General features: G+C 67.5%; 15 protein-coding genes and 1 tRNA gene. 12 read left to right on the top strand and 4 right to left on the bottom strand.

The window, feature by feature from the left end; translation table 11 throughout:
- Positions 1-171 precede the first annotated feature (171 nt).
- The gene (locus ILP86_RS05225; protein ID WP_193761521.1) at positions 172-684 is read left to right on the top strand and encodes a methylated-DNA--[protein]-cysteine S-methyltransferase; all 513 of its coding nucleotides are present in this window, start codon (positions 172-174) and stop codon (positions 682-684) included.
- 66 nt (positions 685-750) lie between these two features.
- Here ILP86_RS05225 and ILP86_RS05220 read toward each other — a convergent pair whose 3' ends face one another.
- Both ILP86_RS05220 and ILP86_RS05215 read right to left on the bottom strand, forming a co-directional pair.
- Positions 751-2,385, bottom strand: a complete 1,635-nt coding sequence (locus ILP86_RS05220; RefSeq protein WP_193761520.1) for a cation acetate symporter — start codon at positions 2,383-2,385, stop codon at positions 751-753.
- A complete protein-coding gene (locus tag ILP86_RS05215) occupies positions 2,382-2,729 on the bottom strand; it encodes a DUF485 domain-containing protein (protein ID WP_193761519.1) in 348 nt (115 codons plus the stop codon). Before ILP86_RS05215 ends, ILP86_RS05220 begins: the two co-directional genes overlap by 4 nt.
- Positions 2,730-2,838: 109 nt before the next feature.
- On the opposite strand from ILP86_RS05215, the gene ILP86_RS05210 reads away from it, so the two are divergent.
- Positions 2,839-3,696, top strand: coding sequence for a LuxR C-terminal-related transcriptional regulator (locus ILP86_RS05210; RefSeq protein WP_046749803.1), 858 nt, complete (start codon positions 2,839-2,841; stop codon positions 3,694-3,696).
- Between the two features lie 96 nt (positions 3,697-3,792).
- Positions 3,793-4,140 (top strand): Lsr2 family protein, encoded by a 348-nt coding sequence (locus ILP86_RS05205; RefSeq protein ID WP_058631260.1) that lies wholly within the window; start codon positions 3,793-3,795, stop codon positions 4,138-4,140.
- A gap of 39 nt (positions 4,141-4,179) precedes the next feature.
- Here the strand turns inward: ILP86_RS05205 and ILP86_RS05200 are convergent, their stop codons facing one another.
- A complete protein-coding gene (locus tag ILP86_RS05200) occupies positions 4,180-4,827 on the bottom strand; it encodes a MarR family winged helix-turn-helix transcriptional regulator (protein WP_082682551.1) in 648 nt (215 codons plus the stop codon).
- A gap of 89 nt (positions 4,828-4,916) precedes the next feature.
- Here ILP86_RS05200 and idi point away from each other — a divergent pair, with 89 nt between their 5' ends.
- From idi to ILP86_RS05155, 9 genes are all read left to right on the top strand, one after another.
- Positions 4,917-5,438, top strand: coding sequence for an isopentenyl-diphosphate Delta-isomerase (gene idi, locus ILP86_RS05195; protein ID WP_193761518.1), 522 nt, complete (start codon positions 4,917-4,919; stop codon positions 5,436-5,438).
- A 3-nt stretch (positions 5,439-5,441) separates the two neighbouring features.
- Entirely contained in the window at positions 5,442-6,524 is a 1,083-nt protein-coding gene (locus tag ILP86_RS05190; protein ID WP_113681620.1) for a polyprenyl synthetase family protein, read from the top strand.
- Entirely contained in the window at positions 6,521-7,429 is a 909-nt protein-coding gene (locus ILP86_RS05185) for a squalene/phytoene synthase family protein (RefSeq protein ID WP_058631263.1), read from the top strand. The genes ILP86_RS05190 and ILP86_RS05185 overlap by 4 nt, the downstream gene beginning before the upstream one ends.
- Entirely contained in the window at positions 7,426-9,027 is a 1,602-nt protein-coding gene (gene crtI, locus ILP86_RS05180) for a phytoene desaturase family protein (protein WP_113681618.1), read from the top strand. Before ILP86_RS05185 ends, crtI begins: the two co-directional genes overlap by 4 nt.
- Positions 9,027-9,371, top strand: coding sequence for a lycopene cyclase domain-containing protein (locus tag ILP86_RS05175; RefSeq protein ID WP_193761517.1), 345 nt, complete (start codon positions 9,027-9,029; stop codon positions 9,369-9,371). Before crtI ends, ILP86_RS05175 begins: the two co-directional genes overlap by 1 nt.
- On the top strand, positions 9,368-9,715 hold the full coding sequence (locus ILP86_RS05170; protein WP_308431887.1) for a lycopene cyclase domain-containing protein: 348 nt from the start codon (positions 9,368-9,370) through the stop codon (positions 9,713-9,715). The genes ILP86_RS05175 and ILP86_RS05170 overlap by 4 nt, the downstream gene beginning before the upstream one ends.
- The gene (locus ILP86_RS05165) at positions 9,712-10,605 is read left to right on the top strand and encodes a prenyltransferase (protein WP_058631267.1); all 894 of its coding nucleotides are present in this window, start codon (positions 9,712-9,714) and stop codon (positions 10,603-10,605) included. Before ILP86_RS05170 ends, ILP86_RS05165 begins: the two co-directional genes overlap by 4 nt.
- 35 nt (positions 10,606-10,640) lie before the next feature.
- Positions 10,641-12,827 carry an MMPL family transporter gene (locus tag ILP86_RS05160; RefSeq protein WP_193761516.1) on the top strand — a complete coding sequence of 729 codons (2,187 nt, stop codon included), beginning with the start codon at positions 10,641-10,643 and terminating at the stop codon, positions 12,825-12,827.
- 60 nt (positions 12,828-12,887) lie between these two features.
- Positions 12,888-12,960, top strand: a tRNA-Arg gene (locus ILP86_RS05155).
- Between the two features lie 62 nt (positions 12,961-13,022).
- On the opposite strand, the gene ILP86_RS05150 is transcribed toward ILP86_RS05155, so the two are convergent.
- Positions 13,023-13,520, bottom strand: coding sequence for an HNH endonuclease (locus tag ILP86_RS05150; protein ID WP_045263393.1), 498 nt, complete (start codon positions 13,518-13,520; stop codon positions 13,023-13,025).
- Positions 13,521-13,819: the final 299 nt, after the last annotated feature.

The following is a 13,819-nucleotide window of genomic DNA, read 5'->3' as shown; positions in this document are numbered from 1 at the left end:
ACCCTAGGCGCGCGACATGCCGACGCGGGGTATCCCGGGCGGGTTTCCGCCGAATTTCCGCGATGCGATGCACCGTCCACTTCTCCTGCCCGGCGTCCGCGCCGACGAGGTTCTCCACCCGGAGCGGCAACAGCGGCGTGCGGTGTCCCGTCCAGCGGTCAGGATGGGGGCATGACCTTCCGCTACGACTTCGCGCCGACTCCCTTCGGCGATGCTCTCGCGGTGTTCTCCGACGAGGGCATCGTGCGGTTCGATCTCTCCGAATCCGAAGACCCGCGCGTGCCCTGGCTGCTCGAAGGCGTGTCGCGCCAGCTGAGATCCGTGCCGGAGCCCGACCCCGGTGCCGCCGACGAGCTCGCCCATCTGCTCGCCGACTACTTCGACGGCGAGCAGGTGCGCTTCGACGCGCACATCCGCCTCGACTGGCGACTCGTCGACGGGTTCGCTCTGACCGCTCTGCGGACGATCTGCGACATCGAGTGGGGCGAGACGATGAGCTACGGAGAGGTCGCGGTCCTCGCCGGACACCCCGGCGCCGCGCGCGCCGTCGGCACAGCGTGTCGCATCACACCGTTCTCGATCATCGTCCCGGTGCACCGCGTCGTGCGGTCGGACGGCAGCGCGGGCCAATACGGCGCGCACCCTGAGCGCAAGAAGTTCCTGCTCGACCTCGAGACGAGCTGAGCCGTCGGCAGGCGGTGTCGTGGACCCGGCGAGTAGGCCGCCGGGTCCACGACTTCGGGCTCAGGCTCAGTGCTCCGTGGCCTTCTCCGCGCCGAATCCGGTGAGCGATCGCACCTCCATCTCGGCGGCCAACCGGGGAGACTCCTTGCGGCTGCTGGTGATCGTGCCCAGCCAGCCGAGCAGGAAGCCCAACGGGATCGAGACGATGCCCGGGTTGTTCAGCGGCCACACGGCGATGTCGATCCCCGGGATCATCGATGTCGGGGTTCCCGAGAACACCGGCGAGAGGACGATGAGGACAATCGCCGACCCGAGCCCGCCGTACATGCTCCACACGGCCCCGCGAGTGGTGAATCGGCGCCAGAACAGCGAGTACAGGATGGTGGGCAGATTCGCCGACGCGGCCACGGCGAAAGCCAGCGCCACCAGGAACGCGATGTTCTGCCCCTGCGCGCCGATCCCGCCGACGATCGCCAGGATGCCGATCACGATGACCGTACGTCGGGCGACGCGCACCTCTCCGTTGGGGTCGGCTTCGATCGGCTTGCCCTCCGAGTCCTTGCGCCCCTTCTGGATGACGTTCGCGTAGATGTCGTGCGCGAACGACGCGGCAGCGGTGATCGTGAGTCCCGCGACGACCGCGAGGATCGTCGCGAATGCCACAGCCGAGATGAAGCCGAGCAGCACCGGTCCGCCGAGTTGGAGAGCCAGCAGCGGGGCCGCGGAGTTCACACCCCCCGGGGCCGCGGCTATCACGTCCGCTCCGACCAGGGCGCCGGCACCGTACCCGAGCACGAGCGTGAGCAGGTAGAACCCGCCGATGAGCCAGATGGCCCAGACGACCGAGCGACGGGCCTCCTTGGCGGTCGGAACCGTGTAGAAGCGCATCAGGACGTGCGGCAATCCCGCAGTGCCCAGCACGAGCGCCAGACCGAGAGAGAGGAAGTCCCACGGATTTGCTCCGTACTGCAGACCGGGCGCCAGGATCGCGTCACCCTTGTCCGAGTTCGCCACCGCGGCCTCGAGCAGCGTGTTCAGACTGAACCCGTTGATCGCGAGCACCCACACGGTCATCCCGAGGGCACCGCCGATGAGGAGGAAGGCCTTGACGATCTGCACCCAGGTCGTTCCCTTCATGCCGCCGATCAGCACGTAGACGATCATGAGGATGCCGACGACCGCGATCACGACCGACTGACCGACCCGACCGTCGATGCCGAGCAGCGGGGACACCAGACCGCCGGCACCCGCCATCTGCGCCAGCAGGTAGAAGAAGCACACGGCGAGCGTCGTGATGGCGGCCGCCATCCGCACAGGCCGCTGCTGCAGGCGGAACGAGAGCACGTCCGCCATGGTGAACTTGCCGGTGTTCCGCATCAGCTCGGCGACCAGGAGCAGGGCCACGAGCCACGCCACGAGGAAGCCGATGGAGTAGAGGAATCCGTCGTACCCGTTGATCGCGATCGCACCGCAGATCCCGAGGAATGATGCGGCGGACAGGTAGTCGCCCGCGATAGCGAACCCGTTCTGCGGACCGGTGAACGAGCGGCCGGCGGCGTAGTAGTCGGCCGCGGTCTTGTTGTTGCGACTCGCTCTGATCACGATGAACAGCGTCACCGCCACGAACGCCAGGAAGATCGAGATGTTGAAGACCGGATTGATCTCGAGGGCAGCGGGTGCTGCCGTGCGCACGCCGCTCATGCCGCGCTCTGCGCTTCCTCGAGTTCCTCGCGGATCTGCGCCGCGAGCGGATCGAGCTTGCGATTCGCGAAGGAGACGTAGGCCATCGTGATCGCGAAGGTGGTGACGAACTGGCCGAGGCCGAAGAGGAGGCCGATCGTGATGTCACCCCACACCCGCTGTCCCATGAAATCCGGAGCGAAGGCGGCCAGAAGGACGTAGACGAAGTACCAGAGAAGGAAGAAGGCCGCCATCGGGAAGATGAACGATCTCTGCGTGCGTTTCAAGGTCAGGAATCTCGGGGATCGTTCGACCGCTGTGTAGTCGATCTCACCGTTCGGATCCATGTTCGTCTGGTCGCTCATGGGGCCTCCTTGCCACATGTCCGGTGCTCGCACGAGCCACCTCGCGCGAATGGTAGGGTCGACGCTACGAAACGGGGCATTGCGTCGTCACCCCCGAAAGTAGGTAGTCGTGAACTCACCCGTCGCCCGCGAATCCGAGGCGGATCTCGTCGCGAACGCGGTGCGGGAGCTTGCACGGCGCACACGCTTCCCTGTCGCTTTCGGCGGCCTCATCGAAGAAGGCGTGGTGAGCGTCACCAGCATCGTCGGCGCTCGCACGCGTTCGCTGGACGGTCTTCGCGTGCGTCCGGAACGCGGCCTCGGCGGTCGCGCGATGATGGAGCTCCGCCCCCGCATGACGAGTGACTACGGGTCGTCCCAGCAGATCACCCACGACTACGACGTCTTCGTGCTGGGAGAAGGTCTGCGTACGCTCCTCGCTCTTCCCATCGTCGTCCAGGGACGCTCCCGCGGGGTGCTCTACGCCGGCGGGTGGGACGAGGAGCGAGTCGGCGGGGTGACCACCGCCCCCGCCATGCAGGTCGCCCGATCCGTCGCCGATGAACTGCGCATCCGCGACGAGGTGCAACGGCGACTCCAGGAGACCGCCCTCAATGAAGACGTGGTCGCCCCGGCGCAACGCGAGGAACTGCGGCAGAGCTTCGCGGAACTCCGCAGCATCGCGGCCTCCGTCGAGGACGAAGATCTCCGCACCAGGATCGCGCACGTCGAGCGGCGCCTGCTGACCCTCGCCGGAGACGGTGCGGCGCCGGCCACGGGGCCGATCCCCGCGATCCACCTCTCTCCGCGCGAGACCGACGTGCTCGCATGCGCTGCGCTCGGCTCGACCAACGCGGAGATCGCGTCGCAACTCGGTCTGCGAGAAGGCACCATCAAGGCATATCTGGGGACGGCGATGTCCAAATTGGATGCGTCGACACGCCACGCCGCTGTCGCGAGAGCCCGGCGAATCGGGCTTCTTCCCTGATCAAAGGGAATGGAGTAATCGCACGGCCTTTGCGAGATGAATGCGATCGAGCATTTCGAGTTGTCGCATTTCTCTCAGGGGAGTAAAGTCGCCCCCATGGCGAGACGAATTGTGCACCAGCTGGTCGACGACATCGATGGCAGCGTTCTGGAGGTCGGCGAAGGCGAGACTGTGCATTTCTCGCTCAACGGCACCGCTTATGAGATCGACCTGAACACCGCGCACGCCGATGAATTGCGCAAGGCGCTGGAGCCCTACGTGGCGGCCGGACGCAAGGCGGGATCGTCCTCGAACGCCTCACGCACGTCGTCCGCACGCAAGCGTCCAGCGCGGAACCCCGAGGTCGCGGCGATCCGCGCATGGGCGAATGACAATGGCCACAAGCTCTCCGAGCGTGGACGCATTCCTGCGCAGGTCGTCGACGCGTACAACGCGGCGCACTGACGTCATTCCAGACGTTCTTCACCCCCTACGGGGTAATTGTTACGCGCCCTCCTGCAGCCAGGGCTCGTCCCGAAGCGTGATCTCCTCGGTCATATCCGTGAGGAAGCGGATCACGACTTCCCTTTCGGCCTGCGTCAGGCGAGCGGCGGAATAGAACCGCTTCGCCTGCTGCCGACCCACCGTCTCCATCGCCGCATGCCGAGTCTCCGGGGTGATGGATATCTGCAACGCCCTGCGGTCGGTCGGGTGCGGAGCGCGGGCGATATGCCCTCCCTGCTCGAGGCGGTCGAGAAGCTTCGTGGTCGCCGCGGTGGAGACGCCGAGGTGGTGGGCAATGCCCCCCGGAGTGGCCACGAGGTTTCGATTCGCGCACACGATCAGATAGTGCAACGCGCGCATGTCGGTCTCGTTCAGGCGCATGTACCGGCGCGAGGCCTGCGAGAGGGTCTGCTCCGCTTCGCGCAGCCCTGCCAACGACTCCATGACCTGCGCGATCTGCTTCAGCTCCTCGGGCGGCACGCCTGTGCGGTCGATCAGGACACTGCGGGGGTCGCTGGCCTCGACGTCGTAGATCGCGGTGTGGATGAGCCCGTCCGGCGCCTCGCCCGTCGGACTCACCCCTGCTCCCGGTGCGGGGGACGACTCCTGCGCGCCCGCGTTCGGGGTGGTGCCGGGCTCCGAGTCCATGCGATCATGTTACACACCAACAGTTTCATGCTAAGTTGACTACTCACCAAGTTAGCTAAATCGGGAACGCTCGAGGCCAAGGAGATGCCGTGGATGACGTGACCCTCCTCGCCGAAGACGGGACGGCTGTCGGAACGCTTCCCAAGAGCGAAGTCCACACCAGCGACACTCCCCTGCACCTGGCCTTCTCCTGCTACGTCTTCGACCGTGACGGTCGCCTGCTGATCACCCGCCGGGCGCTCACGAAGAAGACGTGGCCGGGTGTCTGGACCAACAGCTTCTGCGGCCACCCGCGACCGGATGAGGCCATGGTCGATGCGGTGCTTCGCCACGGTCGCGGGGAACTCGGCCTCCAGGTGTCGGACATCCGCACCGCGCTCCCCGACTACCGGTACCGCGCCGTCGATGCGAGCGGGATCGTCGAGAACGAGATCTGTCCAGTGCACGTCGCCGTCCTCGACGCCGACCCCACGGCGAATCCCGATGAGGTGTCCGAGTGGACGTGGGTCGACGTGGATCCGCTGATCGAGGCCGTGGCGCATGCGCCCTTCGCCTTCAGTCCGTGGTTGGTCGAGCAGCTGCCCCTGTTACGTCAACGCGGCGAGGTGTGACCGATGAGCGCGACGACCACCGAGGAATCGCTGAGCACCCGGATCGAGGAGGCACTTCGCCACCGGTTCTCCGAGAGAAGCACAGCGGCCGAGCGTTACGGGAGCGAGTTCGTCGCACTGTGGCGGGCCGCCGAGGAACACGCTCTCGGGGGAAAGCTGATCCGTCCCCGCCTGCTCCTCGATCTCACGCATGCGCTGGCACCCGCGCCGCTGACGATCGCCGAGACGCAGTCCGCGATCGAGGTTGCCGCCCACGTAGAGCTTCTCCACTACGCCTTCCTCCTCCACGACGACGTGATCGACGGTGACCTCACGCGGCGCAGAAGACCCAACCTGATCGGAGCGCTCGCGGCATCCCGCCCCGCAGGACCGACCGAGACCTCCCTGCACTGGGCGCGCTCGAGCGCGATCCTCCTCGGGGATCTGCTCCTGTCGTCGGCGGTGCTGGGCTTCGCGCGCGCCGAGGTCGCCGCAGAGTCTCGCGAGCGCCTGCTCGGCCTGCTCGAAGAGACGATCTTCGAGACCGTGGCGGGGGAGCACACCGACGTCGCACTCAGCGACGGCATCATCGCTCCCGATCTGCGGACGATCCTCTCCACGAGCGCGTACAAGACCTCGACCTACTCCTTCGTCCTGCCGCTGCGCGCCGCTGCGGTGCTCGCGGGTTCGTCGACCGCTGCCGAGGAGCACCTCACGGCGATCGGATGGAACCTCGGACTCGCCTATCAGCTGCAGGACGACCTGCTGTCGGTGTTCGGCGACCCCGAAGAGCACGGCAAGGACCCCTTCTCCGATCTGAGAGAGGGCAAGGAGACGGCGATCATCGCGTACGCGCGCATGACGAGCGAATGGGACGGGATCGAGCTGCACTTCGGACGGACCGACCTCAGCCCGGCGGACGCCGCGGCTGCTCGCGACCGACTGCGCGCATGCGGCTCCGAGGCCTTCGTCGAGGGTTTGGTGCAGGAGCATCTCGATGCCGCCGATGCCGCGCTTCTCGACGCGGAATCCGCGGGCCTGGTCCCCACCACGGCGGCAGAGGCCATTCGGAGCCTCGCTTCCCGAGTCGGGAGTCGCCGCCGATGAGCACGACCCCATCCGGCCACCGCGATGAGACCGCACTCCGACGTTTCAACCGCACGGCGGAGATCGCCACGACCGATGTCATCCGCACGTACTCGACGTCGTTCGGACTCGCCAGCCGCCTGCTCGGGAAACGCCATCGGCAGCACGTGCGCAACATCTACGCGATGGTCCGCATCGCCGACGAGATCGTCGACGGCGTGGCTGCGGAGGCCGGCCTTGACGTCACGGCACAATCAGCCGCCCTCGATTCGTACATCGCGGAGACCCATCGGTCGATGCGCAGCGGCTACAGCAGCGACCTGATCCTGCATGCGTTCGCTCGCACGGCGCGGGAGTGCGCGATCGGCGAGGACCTGACCCAGCCGTTCTTCGACTCGATGCGTGCGGACATCGACGCGGACTCCGGTTTCGCCGCGTATGACATCGACGCCCATGCGGCCTACGTCTACGGCTCCGCTGAGGTCGTCGGGCTCATGTGTCTGCAGGTGTTCCTCCGAGACGCCGAGCGCACACGGGAGGAACGGGAGATCCTGCGGCACGGGGCACGGCAGCTCGGCGCCGCGTTCCAGAATGTGAACTTCCTGCGCGACCTCGCGGACGACACCGACCGCCTGCACCGCGGTTACCTCGGCGGGAGCGCGCGTCTCACCGACGCTGATCGCGACGCGTGGGTCGAGACCGTGTTCGGGCAGCTTGCCGACGCGCGCGCCGCGATCCCGCTGCTGCCCAAGGACGCGCGCGCCGCGGTTCGCAGCGCCCTGGCGTTGTTCGCCGCGCTCACTCGGCGGGTGTCGACGACTCCCGTCGACGTCCTCTACCGGCGCCGGGTCCGCGTTCCCGATCCGATCAAGGCCGTCCTCGCCGCTCGATCCGTGCTCGTCACAGCGCTGGAGCGCGACCGATGAGCCGGGTGGTCGTCATCGGCGCCGGCGTTGCCGGTCTCGCCACGGCAGGACTGCTCGCACGGGACGGACACGACGTCGTCGTGCTCGAGAAGAACGATCGTGTCGGCGGCCGAGCAGGGACGATCGAACGCGACGGGTTCCGTTTCGACTCCGGCCCATCGTGGTACCTGATGCCGGAGGTCTTCGACCACTTCTTCGAGATGATGGGCACCACGACCGCCGAGCAGCTCGACCTGGTCAGGCTCGACCCGGGCTACCGCGTGTTCCGAGCGCCCGGAGCGGTGGATGCCTCCCCGACACCGGTGACCGTGCCCGCAGGACGGGAAGAGGTCACACGGCTGTTCGAAGCGCTCGAACCCGGCTCAACGGCAGCGCTCGACGCGTACCTCGACTCCGCGCAGGATGCCGGAGCGATGGCCCGGAAGTACTTCCTCTACAACCCGTTCACGCGCATGCGGTCGCTTCTCGCGCCGGAGGTGGTCCGCGCTCTGCCCCGACTGGGCGCCCTGCTCGGAACACGCCTGCAGTCCTACGCTGCGCGGCGCTTCGACCACCCTGTCGTGCGCCAGATCCTGGGCTACCCCGCGGTGTTCCTCGGAACCGATCCCCGAAGCGCTCCCGCGATGTACCACCTCATGAGTGCGCTCGACCTCGATCAGGGCGTCAGCTACCCGCAGGGCGGATTCTGGCGCGTGGTCGAACGGATCGAGGCACTCGCACGCGATGCGGGAGCACGGATCGTGACCGAGGCGCAGGTGACCGGGATCCGCACGCAGGACGGTGCCGACGGCACGCACGTGACCGGCGTCGGCTGGCTCGACGAGTCCGGTGCCTCCCACGTCGAGAGCGCCGACGTGGTGGTCTCAGCAGCCGATCTGCACCATACCGAGACCGCCCTGCTCCCTGCCTCGCTGCAGACCTATCCGGAATCGTGGTGGGCGCGACGTACCAGCGGACCCGGCGGGATCCTCGTGATGCTGGGCGTACGCGGCGCGCTGCCCGAGCTCCCCCACCATTCGCTGTTCTTCACCGACGATTGGGACGCGAACTTCGACGCGATCTTCGGCTCCACCCCGACGGTGCCGGACCCGGCATCGATCTACGTCTGCCGGCCGAGCGCGACCGACCCCGACGTCGCTCCCGCCGACCATGAGAACCTGTTCGTCCTGATCCCGGTGCCCGCCGACGTCGATCTCGGCAACGGTGGGGCCGACGGACACGGATCCCCTGCGGTCGAGCGCGCGGCCGACGCGGCGATCGATCAGGTGGCGACCTGGGCGGGCATCCCCGACCTGCGGGAGCGGATCGTCGTGCGGCAGACGACAGGGCCCGCGGACTTCCGTGACGACTATCACTCCTGGCGCGGCGGGATGCTGGGCCCGGCCCACATCCTCTCGCAGAGTGCGATGTTCCGCGCCCAGAACGCATCCAAGCGCGTGCAGGGTCTGTTCTACGCCGGCGCCACGACGGCACCGGGCGTGGGGGTTCCGATGTGTCTGATCAGCGCGGAGGTCGTCCTCAAACGCATCAGGGGCGACCACTCGCCGGGGCCGCTCCCCGTTCCCGCACACTCCCCCGTCGGGACGGAGGCGTCCTGATGGGTGCGGTGTATCTGGCGGCCCTCCTGGTGTCGCTGGGCTGCATGCTGCTGCTGGACTGGCGGTTCCGGCTCTTCTTCTGGCGCGACGCGGTCTCCGCTGCCGTCGTGACGGCCCTCGGCCTCGTGTTCTTCCTCGTGTGGGACGTGGCCGGGATCGCGAACGGGATCTTCTTCCGCGGCGACGGAGCGATCGCGACGGGCTTGGTGCTCGCTCCCGAGCTGCCCATCGAGGAACCCGTCTTCCTGCTGTTCCTCGTCGTCTGCACCATGATCATCTACACCGGGACGACGCGTGTGCTCGTCCGACTCCGTGCACGCACAAGGGCACAGAGGGAGCGATGATGACCTACCTCCAGCTCTCCGCCTGGTTCGTCGCCGGTTCCGCAGTTGCCGGCGCGGCGCTCGTGCTCGCGTCCCGCGGTCGCGGACCACGCCCCGCATCCGTGCTCCTGACCGTCCTCGTGCTCTTCCTCCTCACCGCCGCGTTCGACACCGTGATGATCGCGAGCGGGCTGTTCCACTACGCCCAGGATCCGCTGCTCGGAGTGCACGTCGGGCTCGCGCCGATCGAGGACTTCGCCTACCCGCTCGCAGGTGCTCTGCTCCTTCCGGCCGCGTGGACCGCGATGCGCGCCCTTCGGCGGTCCCGCGGGCGGACACCGACAGATGAGGAGGAACGACGTTGAGCGGAGCCACCGCGCCGTCGAACGGCATCGCACGGGACATCGCCCAGATCGTGCTGTCGTCGCGTCCGATCAGTTGGATCAACACGGCTTTCCCGTTCGCGGCCGCCTACCTCCTGAGCACGCGCGACATCGACCTCACCCTCGTGCTCGGCACCCTGTACTTCCTCATCCCCTACAACCTCGCGATGTACGGGATCAACGACGTGTTCGACTACGCCTCCGATCTGGCGAACCCGCGCAAGGGAGGCATCGAGGGAGCACTGCTCGCACCCCGCATCCATCGAGCGACCCTGTGGGCGGCTGCGGCGACGAACATCCCCTTCCTCGTCTACCTCGTGATCGTCGGGAACCCGGCCTCGACGGCCTGGCTTGCGGTGAGCGTCTTCGCGGTCATCGCATACTCCGCGCCGTTCCTCCGATTCAAGGAGCGCCCGTTCCTCGATTCCGTCACCTCCAGCACACATTTCGTCAGTCCCGCGATCGTCGGCCTCGCCCTGGCCGGAGCGTCGGCGACGACGGGAACCGTCGTCACGCTCGGCGCGTTCTTCCTCTGGGGGATGGCCGCCCATGCCTTCGGCGCCGTGCAGGACATCGGCCCCGACCGGGCGGGCGGCATCTCTTCGATCGCCACGGTCATCGGTGCACGGGCGACCGTACGCCTGTCGCTCGCGCTGTGGGTGATCGCAGGCACGGCCATGCTGTGGACTCCGTGGCCCGGCCCGCTCGCTGCCGTCCTCGCGTTGCCCTATGTGGTGAATGCAGCACCGTGGTGGAACGTGACGGACGCGACTTCCGCCTCCACGAACCGCGCCTGGCGACGCTTCATCGCCCTCAACTACTTCGCCGGCTTCCTCGCGACGATGATCCTCATCCTCGCCTGGATCTCCTGACCGCCCGTTCCGAAGCACCCCCGAAAGGACCCCCGATGTCCCGCCCCGACACCGCGCAGACCCCGCCGCCGAGAGAGCGCACTCGACGGCACTCCTGGGTGCGCGTCTTCCTCCCCGTCGCCCTGATCCTCGTGTGGCTGGTGGGCGCGTCGCTGGGCGGACCGCTGTTCGGCAAGGTCGACGAGGTGTCGTCCAACGAGCAGACGACGTATCTCCCGGAATCGGCGGATGCGACGCAGGTACAGAAGCTTCTCGGCGAATTCAGCGACAGCGACTCGATCCCGGCCATCGCCGTGTTCACCGCCGACGACGAGCTGACCTCTGCCGAGCTCGATGCCATCTCCGCCGCCGTCGCGGATGCGCCGACGGTCGAGGGCGTCGGCGGCGACGTCTCTCCCGCGCTCCCCTCCGACGACGGACGCGCGGTGCAGGCGTTCATCCCGATCGACTCCGACGCCGAGCTCGCGGATGTGACGACGGCCCTGGGCGACGAGCTGCGCGCCGCCGTGCCGGAGGGGGTCACCGTCTACATCACGGGACCCGCCGGTTTCAGCGCCGACCTGGTGGCCGGTTTCGCCGGTATCGACGGACTCCTGCTCGGTGTCGCGCTCCTTGCCGTTCTCGTGATCCTGGTGCTGGTCTACCGGTCGTTCCTGCTTCCTCTCGTCGTGTTGTCCACCAGCCTCTTCGCGCTCTGCGTCGCGCTGTTGGTCGTCTGGTGGCTTGCGAAGTTCGAGGTGCTGCTCCTCAGCGGCCAGACCCAGGGGATCCTGTTCATCCTCGTGATCGGCGCCGCCACCGACTACGCCCTGCTGTTCGTCGCTCGCTTCCGGGAGGAACTGCGCGTCGCTCAGGACAAGGGCACCGCGGTGATGGCGGCGTGGAAGGGCTCGGTGGAGCCGATCGTCGCCTCAGGCGGCACCGTGATCGCCGGCCTGCTGTGCCTGCTGCTCAGCGACCTCAAATCCAACAGCACTCTGGGACCGGTCGCGGCGATCGGCATCGTGTTCGCGATGCTCTCGGCGCTGACGCTGCTCCCGTCGCTGCTGTTGCTCTTCGGTCGCGCCGTGTTCTGGCCGCGGCGCCCACGCTTCGAACCCGAGGTTGTGGCCGCTGAGCACGGCATGCGCACCACGGGCCTGTGGGCGCGGCTCGCCGGCCTCATCAAGCGCCGCCCTCGGGTCATCTGGATCGTGACGACGCTCGTGCTGCTCGCGGGGGCGGCGGGAATCACGCAGCTCGACGCCGACGGCGTATCGCAGTCGGATCTGGTGCTCGGCGCGTCCGAAGCGCGCGACGGCCAGGTGGCCCTGGGTGAGCACTTCCCCGGCGGATCCGGAAGCCCCGTGTACGTCGTCGTGAAGGAGGGTCAGCTGCAGGACGCGGCCGATGTGCTCCTCGCCAACGACGGCGTCGATGGCGTCACGGTCACCGCGGCCGATTCCCCGAGTGGTTCGGCACCCGTGACGGAAGACGGCATCACGGCCGTCGGCCCTCCCGGCACGCCCGCCCCGGAACCGACCACCGTGAAGGGCGATGTCCTGCTTCAGGGCACCCTGACCGATGCGGCGGATTCCGAGGCCGCGGCCTCGACCGTGCGAGAGCTTCGCGAAGACCTCGATGCCATGGATGCGCTGGTCGGCGGTGTCACGGCGACCTCGATCGACACCAACGACGCATCGATCCACGACAGGAACCTCATCATTCCCGTCATCCTCGTCGTGATCATGCTGATCCTGATGCTGCTGCTGCGCTCGATCCTCGCGCCGGTGCTGCTGATCCTCACCACGGTGCTGTCCTTCGGCACGGCGATGGGAGTCTCGGCGCTCGTCTTCAACGGGATCTTCCAGTTCCCGGGCGCCGACCCTGCCGTCCCGCTGTTCGGATTCGTCTTCCTGGTGGCGCTCGGCATCGACTACAACATCTTCCTGATGACCAGAGTCCGTGAGGAGTCGAAGGCGCACGGGACGCGGGAGGGCATCCTGCGAGGGCTCTCGATCACGGGTGGGGTGATCACTTCGGCCGGCCTCGTGCTCGCGGCCACCTTCGCCGGGCTGTCGGTGATCCCGATCCTGTTCCTGGTGCAGCTCGCCTTCATCGTCGCCTTCGGCGTGCTCCTCGACACGTTCGTGGTGCGCTCCCTGCTGGTCCCTGCACTGACCTACGACATCGGCAAGGCGATCTGGTGGCCGTCGAAGCTGTGGCGTCGCGGAGAAGACTGAACCACAGCGGGGACGACGGAGACGCAGCGGCGTGCATCCGGTCGCTTAGACTGGATGCACGCCCTCGTAGCTCAGGGGATAGAGCAGCCCTCTCCTAAAGGGCAGGTCGCAGGTTCGAATCCTGTCGCGGGCACGACATGCAGAAGGGGAGCCGTCCTGGCGACGGCTCCCCTTCTGCATGTCGTGCCGCCCTCGTCACGCCGCCAGCGCGAGATACGGCTCCCACCGCGGGTCGCTGCGTTCCGTCCCGCGCACCGTCCAGGCGGTGCCGTGCGGGGGTCGAGGGGTGAAGCGCAACTGCCAGCGCATCTCCTGAGGCGTACGATCGCTCTTCACGTTGTTGCACCGCAAGCAGCACGCGACGAGGTTCTCCCAGGAATCAGCTCCTCCGCGAGAACGGGGCAGGATGTGGTCGATCGTGGAGGCCGACTTCCCGCAGTAGCCGCACCGGTGATCGTCACGACGGAGCACGCCGCGCCGGGTGACGGGCACGCGTCTGCTGGTGGGGACGCGCACGTAGCGCGCCAGGATGATGACCGCAGGGCGGTCGTAGACGCCGTGCGAGCCCCAGACGGGGTCTTCCTCGACGCGTTCGATCACGGTGGCTTTGTCGTTCATCACGAGCACCAGGGCGCGTTTGAACGACACGATCGCCAGCGGCTCGTATCCGGCATTCAGGACCAGTGTGCGCATTCGTCATCCTCTCGATCCGCCGGGACGGCTTCCCGGCACTCTCGACTCACACGAGGTCGCGCAGGAGGCAGATCGATCGCGAGGACGAAAAAAGGCGCCGTCTAGAGACAGCGCCTTTCGCGCACGGCAGCGCCGTGGCATCCCTGCGGGCTATGCAGAAGGACGTGACGACCGAGGGCATCCATGGTTCGGATGCTCGGTATTCGCTCCATCAGCCTCTCCCACCTGTACGACAACGGGATCAGGCTAACCCATCTCCCTGGGTGCAGGGCGAAACGGGAGGTGAATGGAGCGGAGCG

This window comes from Microbacterium sp. R1 (assembly GCF_015159725.1).
Taxonomy (GTDB): domain Bacteria; phylum Actinomycetota; class Actinomycetes; order Actinomycetales; family Microbacteriaceae; genus Microbacterium; species Microbacterium oxydans.
Note: the sequence above shows the minus strand (reverse complement) of the source record. Positions and strands in the feature narration are given on the sequence as shown.